A 15,856-nucleotide genomic window follows, 5' to 3' on the forward strand; every position below is an offset into this window, starting at 1 on the left:
TTATTATGGGCGTCTCTAAAAAACAGTGATTTTTTGTGCAAGCGAGGGCAACAACTGATTCAGGCAACTTTCTGCATTCTCTTCGTCCTTGGGCCTTAAGTACCGCCCGGTCAACTTAATGGATTCCGGGTGTAGCGCAATGCATCGGTGCTGGATGCCGAGGAGAAAAAACCTGTAAGCTGCTATCGCGGGAAAAGTCTAATTTTAGAGCTGCCTTTATATTTGTGTGTCTACTGCGTCCAGGGTGTTCCATAAATCTTTGGGCAACTTAAATTCGGTAAGAATGGGGGCCAGTTTGCTGCGATGAGATTTAGGCGTTACGGCATACATCTCACATGCTAGGTTAGCTTGGTATAACAGATGCCCATAAGCTGTAAGCTCAGTATGTTGATGTAGACCTATTTGTTGTTTTAATGCAACGCAAATATCTTCGGGCAAATCCCAGTCGCAGGCGATAATGTAACTTAGATGCGCAGATATTTTCTTCATCGTTGGGGCAAAGGCACTATGGCCTGGCGCATCGGCTGTTTCGTTCAATTTAAATTGTTTACACAGTTCACTAAATAGGGTGATTTTTCCTATGTCGTGGACTAGGCCCAATAAGTAAACCTTATACCTGTCGAGCTGCCTGCTTTGACCAATCACTTCACAAGCCACGGCGCAATTGAGTGAGTGTACCCAAAGCCTTTGCCCGGTTTGGCTAAAGTAGGGGGATTCGCGTTGGATAATGGGTTGCATAACCGCTGCCGACAAAACTGATCGCAGCCCTTGAATGCCAAGCTTGACGACTGCTCGGTCAATTTCATCGATGTGTGCCCCGACGGGGTTGAAATAAACGCTGTTGGCCAATTTAAGTACGGCAGCGCTCATCACAGGGTCTTTGATAATAATGGCGACATAATCTTTAGCTGAGCTGGTTGGGTCCCTTAAGCTACGCAGTAATTTGGGTATTACGGAGGGCAATCGGGGAATAGCATGCGCGCGTTGTTCTTTTTTTCTTAAGCTATTAATAACCACTTCAATGACAAGTTTTTGTGGGATGTTTAGCTCGGAATCATTGCTGCCCTCAAAGAGGTATTGGTAGTACATGTGCTTGCAGCGGGCAAGAGTGTATTCGCCCGCTTCAATAACTTCGTATTTCGTTGCTGCTGCATTGACGTTATCAGCATTCTTATGAAGTAATTTCCTAAGTAAACTGCCAACAGACATGGTAATCGCTCAGATACGGTGAATATTTTAATGGGCGTCTCTATAAGTGCACTTTTTCCGCGATAGCGGCTTGCAGGTTTTTGCTCCTCGACATTGTGCCTGCAATGTCTAATCAAGGTGCTTCCTTGCATGCACAAAAAATCACTGTTTTAGAGGTGCTCTCATGTCAGAAACAATATCTCTGGCCGACGCAGCTCCAATACTTATTCTAACAATTTAAGTCTAGCTCGATTATGGGATAAAGGGCGAGTTTCTGCTGCAAAAGCTATAAGTGAATTCGTGATGGGAAAATGGCTATTTTACGTTTTTATATCTAACAAAATGCATACGCTATTATTTTGACACTCTATTGGGGTTCTTTATAAATGCGCTCCGCGTCCATCTTCAATTCTGCCCAGTTGTCTTTATAAGCTCGCTGAATGCTAAGCGGTCTTATATCTTTAAATCGTAATAAAAAGCGAGTTACTTCGATGATCATTCACCGTAAGCATAATCGTCAGAGCCAAGGGTTTAGCATCATAGAGCTATTAATCGTCATAATGATTATGGGCTTAGCTTTAGTGAAAGGCATTCCTTTTACTATGGATTGGGTTAACAGCGCTAGGGTAACTGAAGCTGAGTCTGGCTTGGTTGAGGCCTTAGGTTTTGCAAAGGCAAAAGCGCTTAGGAATGCTGAGGGTATTATTAATGGCGGTGCAGTAACGGCGGTGTGTTATAGCAATGATCGGTTAACGGTTGTTGAAGCGGCGGATGATAGCTCGCCGGCAAATTGCGGTGGCGGTTCCAGTCAAATATGGCAATTAACCCTGGCGGGTAATGTAAATATTGCAGTACAGAATAATGATTTTGCGTGCCTTTGTGTTGATGCCAAGGCCCAGTTTACGCAAGCTGGTAGCTGTAATGCTTGTTCAACGAACACAACGTTTGCTCTAAGTGCTGGAGGTATCAGTGACTCGATTGAGATTTATTAATACTGCAATGCCCCCCCGAATGGCTGGGGATTTTCTGATTGAAGCCATGATTGGCGTATTACTAATGGGGATTGTGGGCGCGGGTGTTACCTTTGTGACCTCGAGGGTTTCTGTTAGCCAGCACGATATGGCGATGCAAGAAATAGTGATTGGTGAACTGCGCGGGATGTTGCTAGCAAATGGTTCGGGCTCGGATGTTTGTGATCAAACTCCTTATGTTTATTTGCCGAATGATGAAGTGTTGCGGGTTAAGGTCAGTGGTTGCGGGGCTAATGCGGTTGCCAGTGTTGGAGGCGTTGAAATCAATAGTGTGCAAACCCCCATCGTATTGTCTGTGGAGTCACCAAGCATGGGCACAATTAATGTTGGTGGTGCCTTAGTAACAGAAGAAGGGTAATTCGATGGGACGGATTCTTAGGCGTCAGGCAGGCACTACACTAATCGGGCTGATGATTGGTTTGTTGGTATCGGTAGTGGGCATTTTAGCAAGCCTAAGTTTGTACAAAACCTTAGTGTCTGTCGCTACGGAAGCAAAAGTCGATGCCATGCACGATGGTCAATTGGCGACCACATTATTAGCAATTCAGCTAAAAGTTCAAAACGCCGGTTTTGGGTTAGATACTAATTCATCCAATATTGACATTACAGAAGTTAACGATGAAAAACATTTGTATTGGCGCTACAAAGTCGATGGCGTAACGACTTGCGAGGGGCTGCGGCGGTATGTGCGAACTGTCAACGGTATCGATGGTTTTGCACTGGATTATATCACTGCAGCAGGTAACAGCTGTACGGACGAAGCGGCTTTAAACACGATGGCTTGGCAGTCGTCTTCGACAATATCTGTATTTTCAAAAAATGTTACCGACATTGTTGATTTTGCTTTGACGCAACAATCGTGCTCGCCATATGGCATGGATGATTCGGGTAATTTTTATGTTTTAACCTTGTCTGGTCGTACGGCGGCCAATATTACTGGTGTTATTGCCAATGGTAACCCGCTAGAAAATACGGAGTTAAAACTCTGCCTTCCCAATATTCGTAGCGCATAAATAGTTTGAGGTGCTGGTGTGAGAAATCTACAAACATTAAATAAGCAGCAGGGATTGGCGACTGTACTCATTGTATTGTTGGTGGGTGTATCTATGACTGCTATGGCCATGGGATTGGCGCGCTCAGTTAAAAGTACTCAGCATAAACAAACTGCAGTGCATGCTGCAACGCACGCGCAATCTGCTGCTTGGTCTGCGGTTCATATTTTCAAGGAATACCTTAAAACGTTGGATTACGACCATGTTGCTGCAATGCCGATAGATACAGCTATTCCAATGGCGGTGACAGGGTCAGCGCAAGTGTTATCAGCCGCTATTGTTTCTATCGATAATAGTTTGAAAGATAGTGAAGGTATTCGAGTAACGGCGAATATAAAAGCTTACGATGCTAGGGCAAAAGCGACTTCGTCCATACAAGTGGTTTATCAGGTTATTAATGCTGTGTGTGATTTATGCCAGTTACTTGATGCGAACATCGATTTATTCGATGATACCATTTTAGGGGGGGATATTGAAATGAAGGTCCCAGCAAATACACCGACTAAAGTGAATGTTGATGGCGATGTTAATGCTTTAAGTATATCGCTGATAGGTGTGACCTACTTAAATGCTACTGGCGACGTTACTCTTGGTAGTGCAGTTCCGTTAGAGGAAGTGTACACCAATGGCGATTTACTATTGGATGGTGCAGCAAATGTTGATAAAGCATCAGCTTTAGGAACTGTGACATTAAAAAATGCGGGGACAGCTGAGTTAATTTATGCAAATGGCAGTTTAGCTTTTGGTGGGGGAAGGGTTGGCGTTGCGAATACGCTAGGTTCAGTAGATGTAACTCAGTGGGCATTTTACGGAACAATTATGGCGCAGGGGGATGTGGATATAGCTGCCCCAGTTGAAAAGGTACACACACGCGGTGATGTTATATTGCGGGCGTGGGCAGATGCGAGAGATATTGCTTCGAAAAAATCAATCACTTGCCCGAATTCAAGCTGGAATTTGTATGATTCCCTTGTCGCTGAAATTGCCTTAATTAACTGCCCTGAGCTTTCATTGAATACGATTCAAGGCACAGAGGTTAATGTGCCGCTAATGGAAGAGCTGGAACCCTTTAGCAGAACAAAACCGCAAATTGATGCTTGGATGGTTAAAGCTGACGCCAATTATGCTTTCGAGTATGTCAGCGGTGCTATACGCGTAACGGTAAAAAATGTTAACAGCATTGCTGACGGAACATATTTTTTGGGCAGTTACCCCTATGACGGATTACGCGACCATCGAGATTATCTATGCGATGCCATCAATGGTATGGGGCAATGTACATCACCTGTGGCGCGGACAAAAACAATATGCCAAGGCTATACCGATGCTAACAGCTGTTTTAGTTATGACAATGCCAGTAAAACATGGACCATTGGAGGGAAAAATATAGCGCCGGGTATTGTATGGTTTGAAGGCAATCTAGTGTTGTCTAACGGCGAGTATTACAACACTTTTGCAGCTACCGGCAATATTACTACTGCGGGCGCGATGAAAACCTATGCCCCCAACTTTGTCGGTTACAACGCTGTGTGCACCCTCGCTTATCCACTTTCCCCAACTGCAGACTTTGCAGATCTTTACCCTGAGCAGCTTTGTGATCAAGATTTGGCGGTAATGAATTATCTACCCTTGGCCAATATCGTTGTTATGGCGGGGGGGAACAACCCGTTTGCTGGCGGGGTTTATCAAGGTGGCGATATTACGTTGGCCGCTTCAAATGAATTATTCGGCACCGTATTGGCCGGAAATAACCTAGATACGGGTGGCGATACTATTGTGCACGGTTATATTTCTGCTGCAGCTAATGGCAGTGGCTCTGGAACTAATGACTTGGCGGGTAAGACAGTAATTGATTTGGAAAACCTACCATCAACTTACCGGCCCAATGAGGTGCCAGATTTTGATGGTGGCTCATGTACAAGTTCGTGCTCGCCACCCACGGAAGGCGTTGATGTTTTGTGGTCGCGCTATCTGTAATGTGGCTCTAACTATATAACATTGAGGGCGAGCTGAAACTCGGCCTATGGGGTGTTTTTGCCGCCGCTAACTTTCCTTTTAAGCTCATCGATATCAAGGATAACAACATGCTTTTTATCGAGAGCAATTAAACCGCTCTTGTGGAAGCGCCCAAGCACACGACTTACGGTTTCTATGGTTAAGCCTAGGTAATTGCCAATGTCAGACCGCGCCATAGGCAAATAAAATTCCGTAGCTGATAGCCCACGTTGACTGTTGCGCTGCGAGATACTAAGCAGCAAAAAAGCCATTTTTTCGTCTGCACTGTTTTTGCTAAGAAGGCTAATAAGCTCTTGATCACTGGCAATTTCTTTGCCCATGATTTGAAAGAAGCGACGTTGTAAGTTTGGAATTTTAACGCTGAGATCTTCTAGTTGGTTAAATGGTATTTCGCAGACCGAGCTCGTCTCTAAAGCGATGGCGGTATTGGTGTGGTTGTTGGTGGCAATGCCATCCATGCCGAGGATTTCACCGGGTAAATAAAACCCCGTGACTTGCTCTTCTCCATCTGTGGAGACGGCCACAGTTTTGAACGAGCCAGAACGCACCGCAAAAACAGCCCTAAAAGCGTCACCGGCAAAGTAGAGTTTGTCTGATTTTTGCAGTGGGCGGCCGCGCTGAACGATTTGGTCCAGTTGGTTGATATCATTACGCAGAAGGCTAATGGGTAGGCAAAGATCCCCTAAGCGGCATTCTCCGCAATTGACTTGTGATCCGGTGTTGCAGTGTGCTTTCATCGCTGTCTCTTTGTCCGCTTGAGGTTGAACCTGGAAACCGCAGTTAAACCAGCAAAGTCTCCGCATTCACTGGGTGCACCTGACGCGATAAAAATAATTCATCACCAATAAGGTGACTACACACTTTACTACACGCCATGCGCATCCCGGTAATGCGGGGCTTTTTGACTCTAAACTGCGATCTCTAGGTTGAATCAATGACTCATTTGCGGGCATTTTACAAGGCTTGGCGCATAGACAAAAGGCGTGATTAACTAATTGCTACATTAGATGCTGTTTATGGCTTTTTTGCGACACGGCGTGTGAGAGCAGTTGTCCGAAATAGTCCGGTACTATTTGAGAGGCCAAGCCTTGAATGTGTTGTTCAAAGTCGCCATTTGCGGGGGCGTAATTCAGCGAGACGGTTTGAGCGTTACAACTTTTTGCCATTTCGACAAAGCTGGCCGCAGGTTGTACTTGACCGCTGGTACCTATGGCTATGAAACGGTCGCATTGCTGTAATGCTTCGTTAATATCGAGCATATAAAAGGGGATTTCATCGAACCAAACAATATGCGGTCGTAAAGTTTTTGTTTGATTGCAGCAAGGGCAGGGGGTTGATGGGAGGATGGGGGACGTCCAATGGTAAACCCTGAAGGTGCGCTGGCAGCGTACTTTTAATAGCTCGCCGTGCATATGTAACACCTTTTCGCTACCGGCGCGCTCGTGTAGGTTGTCGACATTTTGAGTTATAAGGGTAAAGCGACCGGGGTATTGCCGAGCAAATTCGGCAAGTGCGATATGGGCTGCATTTGGCTGAATGTTATTTTGGAGTTCTTGTCTTCGCTGATTGTAAAAGCTTTGTACTTTAGCTGGGTCAGACTTAAAAGCAGTTGGCGTGCACACTTCTTCAATTTTATACCCCTGCCATAATCCGTCGGCATCCCGAAAAGTCGCCAGCCCCGATTCTGCCGAAATACCCGCCCCTGTTAGGACTACGATAGATTCCATAATTCATACCTTGCACATATGTAGAAGCATGAATTTACCGTAAACGGCGTGAGAACATTTTGTGTTAACGCAAAAAAAGCAGTTTTAGCAATGTGGCTGGCTAACGGAAGTAACAATGCCTATAAAAGTAGCAATTTCGTCATAATTTGCTTGCGACCAGGCGATCGTAGCTATGAGTAGTACTGCGGCTGGGAGTTATTGCGAGGATTCTTGGTGTAATAGTTGTGGAGTGCGTCACAGTTTTTGTTTTTTTGGGGGTTCGTGTCGTCTCATGCAACGCATTCATTGACCGTTTGCCTCCTCTTCGTTAGCTTTCCCGTCGAGCATATATCATGTTCATTAAGTTTCTCAACAAAGGATATAGTTATGGACTTACGACTTTTAAAAGCCTGCGGATTAAGCGCAGCATTAATGCTAGTTGGATCTACTTCGTACGCGGAGAGTCTTAATCAGGCTGGGCTGCAGGCTAATGGCGAGACGTTCCAGTTTGGTTTCGCCTCTATCCCAAATATCCAAATAAGCAATGCACCTTCGGATACAGATTACAATCGTAGTGCAATGCTCCATGATGGGTCTACATACCGTTTATATTTCTTTAAGGAGGGGAGTGAAGACACCCTCTATCAATTCGGTTTTAATGGTAGTAGCTATCAGTACGGGCACAATTCAATTGCGCAATTACGAATTACCAATAAGCCATCAGATGCTAACCCTGAAGATTTTGCAATGCTTCATGACGGGTCGGTTTATCGTCTTTATATGCTAAGTTACGATCAAACTAAGGTTTACCAGTTTGGTTGGAATGGTTCTAGTTATCAATACGGCCATAGATCAATACCTACAATATCAATTACCGGTGCCCCTTCTGATGCTGATAAATCGCGCTGGGCAATGCTTCATGATGGCCAAAACTACCGTTTATACTTCGCGAAGCAAGGTGTAACGGACAAAATTTATGGGTTTGCATGGAATGGCGGCTCTTATCAGTTTGGCTTTGATTCACCTGGTGTTATAGATTTGGATCTAGTCCCGACAAATAGCAATTTCGATATTATGAATATGTTGCACGACGGTTCACGTTCACGTTTTTACTACTTAGCACCATAGATTTTGTATGGCCCTATAAGTCAGCAGCATAGCTGCTGACTTATCTCCTATTAAATTGTTGTTATTTCCTTGCTATCCCCCCCTCTTTTTTTATTTAGTTGAACCTGCTTTTATTTAGTTCGACGTCTTCACAAAGCGCCAATATTTGGTGTGGGCGCACACAATGCTTTAGCGTATGATGCTGTTCGCCCGAGGGCCGCCGTTGGGGTCTTCCAATTGCGCGATTGCTCTACTAAGGCTCAGTTATGTGTGGCTATTTGCCTCTTAAATCTATATTGCGTTGCTGAATCGGCGCATATGTGGATTGGGTATGTAAAACCCATTTCGCATCCGCCTAAGTGTTGGCCGGATGTCATTTGGGAAGCTGCATTCATTTTTAATTTCTTCTGAAGATATTTGGTTACGTATGGTATTTGTCCGATCTAATATGTTAGTGCTTTGCATGGTATTCATATCTGGCTTTTCAGTGATGAGCGTAGAGATGCTTGGGGGCAGGATACTGGCTCCTTATTTTGGCGGTAGCGTATACGTATGGGGTAGCCTGATATTTACTTTTATGGTCGGCCTCTCTCTAGGTTATGGTGTTGGTGGGCGCCTATCTGTTCGATTTTATGGGATAAAGATATTGGGCGCCTTGTTATGCTTTTCTGCTTTGCAGGTGCTGTTGGTGGAATTTTCTTCAGATTGGGTATTGGGTATTGCATTTAGCCAAACTAGCGACCCCCGATCCGGCTCTTTGTTGGCAGCGCTCGCGCTTTATTTACTGCCGACGGCAACTTTAGGGACTTTGTCTCCAGTTGCGATTAGGACAATTTCCCATGACATTCATAAGGTTGGAAACAGTGCAGGGAACCTCTATCTGGTGTCAACACTGGGGTCGGCGGTAGGAACTCTTGTCACGGCTTTTTGGTTGGTAGCCTTGTTCGAGGTTAAATCCATTATGTTTGGTAATGCAGTGGCTCTGATGTTGGCTGCTAGCCTTTGTTTGCTCGGTAATAGGCGTGGGGAAGTTAAATGATTTTGAGATTACTGTTTGTTGGCAGCCGAGGTTGGCTTTCGTGCATATTGTTTCTTGTAGGGGGGCTTCAATCATTTGGCGCGTTAGCACAGCCTGTTGTGCTGAAAGAGTATAAGTCCCTTTACCGAAATGTCACTGTTATAGAAACGCCGCATAGTCGATGCGTTCGGCTAAAGAATAAAAAGAACCCCTTCAATTCCCAGAGCTGCTTAAGTTTGGCGAAGCCTGACGAGCTTCTGTTCTTCTATTCTAAAGCGATGATGGCTGCGCTTAGCACGCAAAAGGACGATGTCAGGGTCTTAAGTGTGGGCTTAGGTGGCGGCACCATGCCAAGAGCCATTATGAGTTATTTTAAATCCCCCCATGTCACTACCGTCGAGCTGGATTCAAAAATGCTCGAAGCTGCGGAAGAGTTTATGCATTTTAAGCAGGCAGATAATAATCGAGTGGTGATTCAAGACGCACGTTATTTTATTCGCAAGCAAGGCTTCGCCAAAGAAAAATATGACGTTATTTTGCTTGATGCATTTAATGGCGAATACATCCCGGAGCACTTGACGACACGAGAATTCTTGGAGGAAGTCAAAAAGATTCTCTCCCCGAATGGCCTATTGTTATCCAATACATTTTCCTTTCGAGACTTTTATAATTCGGAGTCTGTTACATACGAAGCGGTCTTCCCCGATTTCTGTGCTTTTAAATCCGCAGGTGCCCGTACGGTGGTAGCATTCAATGGCTCTAAGTGCGATGCAGAGAAGCTTAAGCAGGATGTTGAGCGAAACCTCGTAGCTCTTGCTCCCTATATTCGGAATGCTAGAGGTATCGTCAATAGCATTACCGATAAAAAAGATTGGAATGTGAGTGCTAAGGTATTTACGGACGAATTTTCGCCTGCAAATTTATATAATGTACAGTGAGTTGCAGGCTTAATTAAGAGTTTTTAGTTACAGTTCGAGGTTTTCACGTAGCATATTCAAGCGCTTGATATTTTCAGCCTTATTGAGAGGTGTTTGGGGCTTGTGCTCGATAACGTTTTCCAGCTCGAGTGCAAGCTCTTCACCCGCGCGTACGCGCTCGCAAAAATCTTGGTATTTGCGCTTAAATACTGGGTAGGCAACACTCTCTGCGCTGGTTTGCAGGAAATACCAATCGCAAGCTTTGCCTGCGTGATAGACCACCGGATGGCTCCAGCGATAGCGTGCTTTAGGTGAGGGCGCGCGGCAAGCTTCGATATAGGCGCTATGCGGGTCCGGCAGTTTGGCGGTGTCGCTATGACTTTCGCAGTGGCGAATCATAGTGTGGAGCGTGGGTAGAAAATCACTGCTTTCTAGAATGGATTTTGCTGCGCGCAGTAGAGTCTCGGGTGTGAAGCGCGCGAGCTCGCCCAGCCAAAGTTTTTTGATTTGAGTAAGCTCTGCTTCGGTGCTAAATGCCTTAAAAAACTGGGCATGGTAATTCAGGCGAAATAACGCAAAAACCTGATTAATAGCATCAATATAGTGTTCGCGTTTAGGGGCTTCTTTAGTCTGCCCAGCTTCTGTCGGTAACGAGTGCTTCAAGGGACATATCTCGTGTTGATGAATGGTTGATGGCGGTAGCCTCTGCGGAGCGTTGTGCCCAACGGTGCTTCACGTACTGCAAAAAGCGTGTATTCCAAGAGCTGTGCGCTTGATTGCTATCGCGCCAATAAATGACAAATTCAGGAATAAGTTGGTGGGCAAATTGTAATTCAATGTTTGCAAGTCTCAAAACATCGTAAACATCGCGCGAGGGTTGCCAGCCTTCGGGTATGCGCTTAGGAGTTGTGTCGTGCTCTAAAGTAGAGCTGTACCGTGCCCACTGGCGATTTACGTGATCGCGAAAACGGCGGTTCCAGTTATCGCAACTGCTGCCTTGCTCCCGCCAATAAAGTACAAACTCCGGCACGGCATCCTCAATAAATTCTCGGCGAATACCTGCGTGGCGGGTTAGTACATCCATAGCGTCTTCGCTGGGGCGCCAATCGGGGTGCATCAGTGTAACTTGCGGTCGCTGATTTTTTTGCGACTGAAAGTCGCGCCATTTATGAATAACGTGATTAAAGAATTTGGACTCCCAAGAGCGCGCAGGTTCGTTGCGTTCACGCCAATAGGTAATGAACTCACCGACTTGATTAAGTGCAAAGGTGTCTGGGATGTTGTGTTGAGCAAGCTGGTTAAGCGTGTCGCGCTCGGGCTGCCAGTGAGGGGCAATAATATTGGGGCTTACTGCGTGCGTTGGTGTGGGCGAAGCCGTTGTGGCGGTTTGTAGGTTATTGGCCGTGGGTTGAGCGTGGTTATCGCTATTGGCTTTAAAGGCAAATTTAAGCATCTGGCTTTGGTTAAACGGGGCTGACGCAATCACGACAATATTGGCTTCGCGTAAATTTGTGCATAGGCGCTGCACGTCTTTGTCTGCCCAGAAAGGCGCAATAGCAAAAATCTGAGCTTGCGAGGCAGTAAACCACGTAAAGCCTTGTTGGTTTTGACCGGCAAGGCGCAGTGATAATTGCTGCAATACCGTTACCATTAAAGCTTCTTCTACGCCTAATTTTGCCGCGAGCGATGGCGACAATGTTAGCGGAATCTCGGGCAGTATTTGCGGCGCTGTGGTTGCAGGCCTATTTGCGGTTTGCGGGTAGCTGTTCATATAAAAATGCAGTTCGAGCAAGGCGTTAGGCGCCAGTTAATGCTGTACATTTGTGCATTACTTAAGTGGCCTGGCGGCAGTTCGGTGTGGCGCTTATTGTATCAGTCTCAAGGCTTTCTCGCTGCGCTACTGGTCTAAATGTAATAACCGAGAGGGGCTTGACAGCTGACCAAAACCCATTCTTTGCCATCAAAAAGCGCTTGTTGGGCGCCTGAGGGCCTTCTAGAGGGAATAGGTGTGCGCGAGCATGGTGTGTGTGGTAGCATGCGCAGCCTTAAAACGCATTCTGAGCCGTTTCTGCCAAGCCGCGTGCTGAGACAGTATTCGCGTTAATACAATAATGAGTCAAACCAATACTAAGGAATATGCCATCTTATGGGTGATATCGCTAAAGAAGTTTTACCCGTCAATATTGAGACTGAGTTAAAACAGTCTTATCTCGATTATGCGATGAGTGTCATTGTTGGCCGAGCATTGCCAGACGTAAGAGACGGCCTTAAGCCTGTCCATCGTCGCGTGCTATTTGCCATGAATGAGCTGAATCTAGATTGGAATAAACCTTATAAGAAGTCGGCCCGTGTTGTCGGTGATGTGATTGGTAAATATCACCCGCATGGTGATTCTGCTGTATATGACACGATTGTTCGAATGGCGCAGCCGTTTTCGCTGCGTTATATGTTGGTCGATGGACAAGGTAACTTTGGTTCTATCGATGGCGATAGCGCGGCAGCTATGCGATATACGGAAATTCGTATGCGCAAAATTGCGCACGACTTACTTGCCGACCTAGATAAAGAAACCGTTAACTTTGTGCCGAACTATGACGGCCAAGAAATGATCCCTGAGGTTATGCCTACGCGCGTGCCTAACCTTTTGGTTAATGGCTCAAGCGGTATTGCGGTGGGCATGGCGACGAATATTCCCCCCCATAATTTGGCGGAAGTGGTTAAAGGGTGTTTGGCGCTTATAGATAACCCCGACCTCTCGATTGACGACCTTATGGAATACATTCCTGGTCCTGATTTTCCTACTGGCGGCATTATTAACGGCCGTGCTGGCATATTAATGGCCTACCGCACGGGCCGTGGCCGCATTTATGTGCGCGCTAAAGCCGCTGTAGAAGTGAATGAGAAAACCAATCGCGAATCGATTATTGTGTCTGAAGTGCCTTATATGGTGAACAAGGCGCGTCTTATTGAAAAGATTGCCGAGCTTGTTAAAGATAAAAAGCTTGAAGGGATTTCAGAAATCCGCGATGAGTCAGACAAAGATGGTTTGCGCGTTGTTATCGAAATTAAGCGCGGTGATATGGGCGAGGTTGTTTTAAATAACCTATTTGCTCAAACGCAAATGGAAAGCGTATTTGGCATTAATACTGTTGCTCTTGTTGATAACCAGCCAAGGCTGCTTAACCTTCTTGAATTGCTGCAGTATTTTATTAAGCACCGCCGCGAAGTTGTTACGCGTCGCACAATATATTTATTGCGCAAAGCGCGTGAGCGCGGCCATGTGCTAGAAGGTTTGGCTGTTGCAATTGCGAATATTGATGAAATTATTACCACCATCAAAAACTCTGCAACGCCGCAAGATGCTAAAGATGCTCTGTTAAGCAAAGGTTGGCCGGTAGGTACAGTGAGCCAATTCTTGGAGCGTGCCGGTGCTAACGCTTGCCGCCCAGACGGCCTAGAAGAGCAATTTGGTTTGCATGATGGCGTGTATCACTTATCGCCAGCACAGGTGCAAGCCATTTTAGAGCTTCGCTTACACCGTTTAACCGGTATGGAACACGACAAGCTACTTGTTGAGTACCAAGAAAAGCTTGAGCAAATTGCTGAATATCTAGAAATTTTGGCTAACCCTGCGCGCTTAATGGAAGTTATCCGGGAAGAGCTTGAAGTTATTGAGCAGTCTTATGGCGACCCGCGCCGTACCGAAATTCAAGCCTCCCGCGCCGATTTAACCGTAGAAGATTTAATCAACGAAGAAGATCGTGTGGTAACCATTTCACACGGTGGTTATGCCAAGAGCCAGCCATTAGATGCATACCAAGCTCAGCGCCGCGGTGGTATGGGTAAAAGTGCGACCTCAGTAAAAGACGAAGACTTTGTCGAGCATCTATTAATCGCAAACACCCATGACTACATCTTATGCTTCACCAATCGCGGTAAGGTCTATTGGCTAAAAACTTTCCAAATTCCAATTGCCGGCCGCACAAGCCGCGGGCGCCCAGTTGTTAACTTGTTGCCATTAGAAGCTGAAGAGCGCATTACCTCGATTTTGCCGGTTAAAGAATTTGACGAAGATCACTTTATCTTTATGGCGACTGCTAATGGCACAGTTAAGAAAACAGCCTTGTCACAATTTGCACGCCCGCGAAGCAGTGGTTTGATTGCGCTAGATCTTGTAGAAGGGGACAGCCTGGTTGGCACCGCGATTACAGACGGCAGCTGCGACGTGCTGTTAATGGCGTCTAACGGTAAGGCAACGCGCTTCAAGGAAGCCGATGTTCGAGCCATGGGGCGCACTTCTCGTGGTGTGCGCGGTATGCGCTTTGATGACAGCCAAAGCCTGATATCCATGATCATTCCACAAGAAGGCGGCAAGGTGCTGACTATTAGCGAAAATGGCTATGGTAAGCGCACTGAGCAAGCGGACTTCCCGACCAAAGGCCGTGGTGGCCAGGGTGTTATCGCGATGGCGACCTCAGAGCGCAATGGTTTATTGCGTGGCGCCGTGCAGGTGTTTGAAGGTGACGAAATTATGATTATCTCGGACCAAGGTACTTTGGTACGTACACGTGCTGATGAGGTATCTATTTTAAGCCGAAATACTCAGGGTGTTCGATTGATTAAAACGAAAGCTGGCGAGCATATTGTAAGCTTGGGCCGGATCGAAGAGCAGGACGACGTAGAAGCGCCGGAAGCCGAGGGGGAATAATTCGTGGTCGATAATTCCTCTGAAGAAGCCAAAGAGCTTGGCAAGTTACGCGACGACATCGATGCTATTGATGAAAAAATTGGTGCGCTGATTAGCCAGCGTGCCGTTTGCGCCCAGTCTGTAGCAGAAGTTAAGGGTCGATATAGTGATGGTTCTGACCCTATTTTTTATCGTCCAGAGCGCGAGGCTCAGGTGTTGCGCAAGGCCATGGCGAGAAACCAAGGACCTTTGTCTGATGAAGAATATGCGCGCCTGTTTCGCGAAATAATGTCGGCATGTTTAGCGCTTGAAAACCCGATTAAAGTGGCCTTTTTGGGCCCCGAGGGTACGTTTACTCACGAAGCTGCATTAAAACATTTTGGCGCCAGCGCAAAAGTCGCACCCATGACAGCCATTGATGAGGTTTTTAGAGAAGTAGAATCTGGCGCTTGCCAGTTTGGTGTTGTGCCTGTTGAAAATTCGACAGAAGGTGTAGTGACTCATACGCTAGATTCTTTTATGAGTTCTAACCTAAATATTTGCGGTGAAGTGGTATTGCGTATTCACCATAACCTTATGGTTTCTGATGTAACCAAAACCGATAGCATTACTCGCATATATTCGCATGCGCAGTCTTTGGCGCAATGTCGCAAATGGTTGGACGCTCATTACCCTAATGCCGAGCGCATTGCAGTGCCAAGTAATGCCGAAGCGGCAAAGCGCATGCGTAGCGAGTGGAATGCTGCCGCCATTGCCGGTGAAGCTGCGGCCAAGCTTTATGGTTTAACGGTTTTGGCTGACAAAATTGAAGATATGCCAGACAACTCAACACGTTTTTTAATCGTTGGACAACAAGATGTTGGACCTAGCGGTCATGATAAAACCTCGGTTGTTATTGCCGTTAAAAACGAGCCTGGCGCCTTGCATGATATCTTGGAGCCATTTCATCGTTTAGGTGTCGATTTGACGCGTGTCGAAAGCCGACCCTCGCGAACCGGTAATTGGAATTATGTGTTTTTCATTGACTTTGATGGTCACGTTGAAACGCCCAAGGTTCAAACAGCGCTTGAGGAAGTTTCAAGGCGTGCCGCCGATGTTAAAATTTTGGGTTCCTACCCTAAGGGCGTTCTCTAA

General features: G+C 46.2%; 14 protein-coding genes. 9 read left to right on the forward strand and 5 right to left on the reverse strand.

The window, feature by feature from the left end:
- Positions 1-216: 216 nt before the first annotated feature.
- The gene (locus tag MARGE09_RS14470) at positions 217-1,209 is read right to left on the reverse strand and encodes an HDOD domain-containing protein (RefSeq protein WP_236983037.1); all 993 of its coding nucleotides are present in this window, start codon (positions 1,207-1,209) and stop codon (positions 217-219) included.
- A gap of 470 nt (positions 1,210-1,679) precedes the next feature.
- On the opposite strand from MARGE09_RS14470, the gene MARGE09_RS14475 reads away from it, so the two are divergent.
- From MARGE09_RS14475 to MARGE09_RS14490, 4 genes are read left to right on the forward strand one after another with little or no spacing between them, the layout of a single operon-like run.
- Positions 1,680-2,180 (forward strand): prepilin-type N-terminal cleavage/methylation domain-containing protein, encoded by a 501-nt coding sequence (locus MARGE09_RS14475; protein ID WP_236983039.1) that lies wholly within the window; start codon positions 1,680-1,682, stop codon positions 2,178-2,180.
- Positions 2,158-2,577, forward strand: a complete 420-nt coding sequence (locus MARGE09_RS14480; protein ID WP_236983041.1) for a hypothetical protein — start codon at positions 2,158-2,160, stop codon at positions 2,575-2,577. Before MARGE09_RS14475 ends, MARGE09_RS14480 begins: the two co-directional genes overlap by 23 nt.
- A 4-nt stretch (positions 2,578-2,581) precedes the next feature.
- Positions 2,582-3,232, forward strand: coding sequence for a PilW family protein (locus MARGE09_RS14485; RefSeq protein WP_236983043.1), 651 nt, complete (start codon positions 2,582-2,584; stop codon positions 3,230-3,232).
- 18 nt (positions 3,233-3,250) lie between these two features.
- On the forward strand, positions 3,251-5,248 hold the full coding sequence (locus MARGE09_RS14490) for a hypothetical protein (protein ID WP_236983045.1): 1,998 nt from the start codon (positions 3,251-3,253) through the stop codon (positions 5,246-5,248).
- Positions 5,249-5,292: 44 nt separating this feature from the next.
- On the opposite strand, the gene fnr is transcribed toward MARGE09_RS14490, so the two are convergent.
- On the reverse strand, positions 5,293-6,024 hold the full coding sequence (gene fnr, locus MARGE09_RS14495) for a fumarate/nitrate reduction transcriptional regulator Fnr (RefSeq protein ID WP_236983047.1): 732 nt from the start codon (positions 6,022-6,024) through the stop codon (positions 5,293-5,295).
- A gap of 261 nt (positions 6,025-6,285) precedes the next feature.
- Positions 6,286-7,014, reverse strand: coding sequence for an NAD-dependent deacylase (locus MARGE09_RS14500; protein ID WP_236983049.1), 729 nt, complete (start codon positions 7,012-7,014; stop codon positions 6,286-6,288).
- Positions 7,015-7,380: 366 nt separating this feature from the next.
- On the opposite strand from MARGE09_RS14500, the gene MARGE09_RS14505 reads away from it, so the two are divergent.
- The 3 genes from MARGE09_RS14505 (at position 7,381) to MARGE09_RS14515 (ending at position 10,056) form a co-directional block, all read left to right on the forward strand.
- Positions 7,381-8,121, forward strand: coding sequence for a hypothetical protein (locus tag MARGE09_RS14505; RefSeq protein ID WP_236983051.1), 741 nt, complete (start codon positions 7,381-7,383; stop codon positions 8,119-8,121).
- Positions 8,122-8,470: 349 nt separating this feature from the next.
- A complete protein-coding gene (locus MARGE09_RS14510; RefSeq protein ID WP_236983053.1) occupies positions 8,471-9,139 on the forward strand; it encodes a fused MFS/spermidine synthase in 669 nt (222 codons plus the stop codon).
- A 215-nt stretch (positions 9,140-9,354) separates the two neighbouring features.
- Positions 9,355-10,056, forward strand: coding sequence for a spermidine synthase (locus tag MARGE09_RS14515; protein WP_236983054.1), 702 nt, complete (start codon positions 9,355-9,357; stop codon positions 10,054-10,056).
- A gap of 27 nt (positions 10,057-10,083) precedes the next feature.
- On the opposite strand, the gene MARGE09_RS14520 is transcribed toward MARGE09_RS14515, so the two are convergent.
- Entirely contained in the window at positions 10,084-10,698 is a 615-nt protein-coding gene (locus tag MARGE09_RS14520) for a replication protein P (RefSeq protein WP_236983055.1), read from the reverse strand.
- Positions 10,661-11,806, reverse strand: coding sequence for a DnaT-like ssDNA-binding domain-containing protein (locus MARGE09_RS14525; RefSeq protein WP_236983056.1), 1,146 nt, complete (start codon positions 11,804-11,806; stop codon positions 10,661-10,663). Before MARGE09_RS14525 ends, MARGE09_RS14520 begins: the two co-directional genes overlap by 38 nt.
- A 375-nt stretch (positions 11,807-12,181) precedes the next feature.
- Between MARGE09_RS14525 and gyrA the strand changes: the two genes are divergently transcribed.
- Together gyrA and pheA are read left to right on the forward strand one after the other, a co-directional pair.
- The gene (gene gyrA / locus MARGE09_RS14530) at positions 12,182-14,743 is read left to right on the forward strand and encodes a DNA gyrase subunit A (protein ID WP_236983057.1); all 2,562 of its coding nucleotides are present in this window, start codon (positions 12,182-12,184) and stop codon (positions 14,741-14,743) included.
- Positions 14,744-14,746: 3 nt separating this feature from the next.
- The gene (gene pheA, locus MARGE09_RS14535; RefSeq protein ID WP_236983058.1) at positions 14,747-15,856 is read left to right on the forward strand and encodes a prephenate dehydratase; all 1,110 of its coding nucleotides are present in this window, start codon (positions 14,747-14,749) and stop codon (positions 15,854-15,856) included.

This window comes from Marinagarivorans cellulosilyticus (assembly GCF_021655555.1).
In the GTDB taxonomy this organism is placed as follows: Bacteria; Pseudomonadota; Gammaproteobacteria; order Pseudomonadales; family Cellvibrionaceae; genus Marinagarivorans; species Marinagarivorans cellulosilyticus.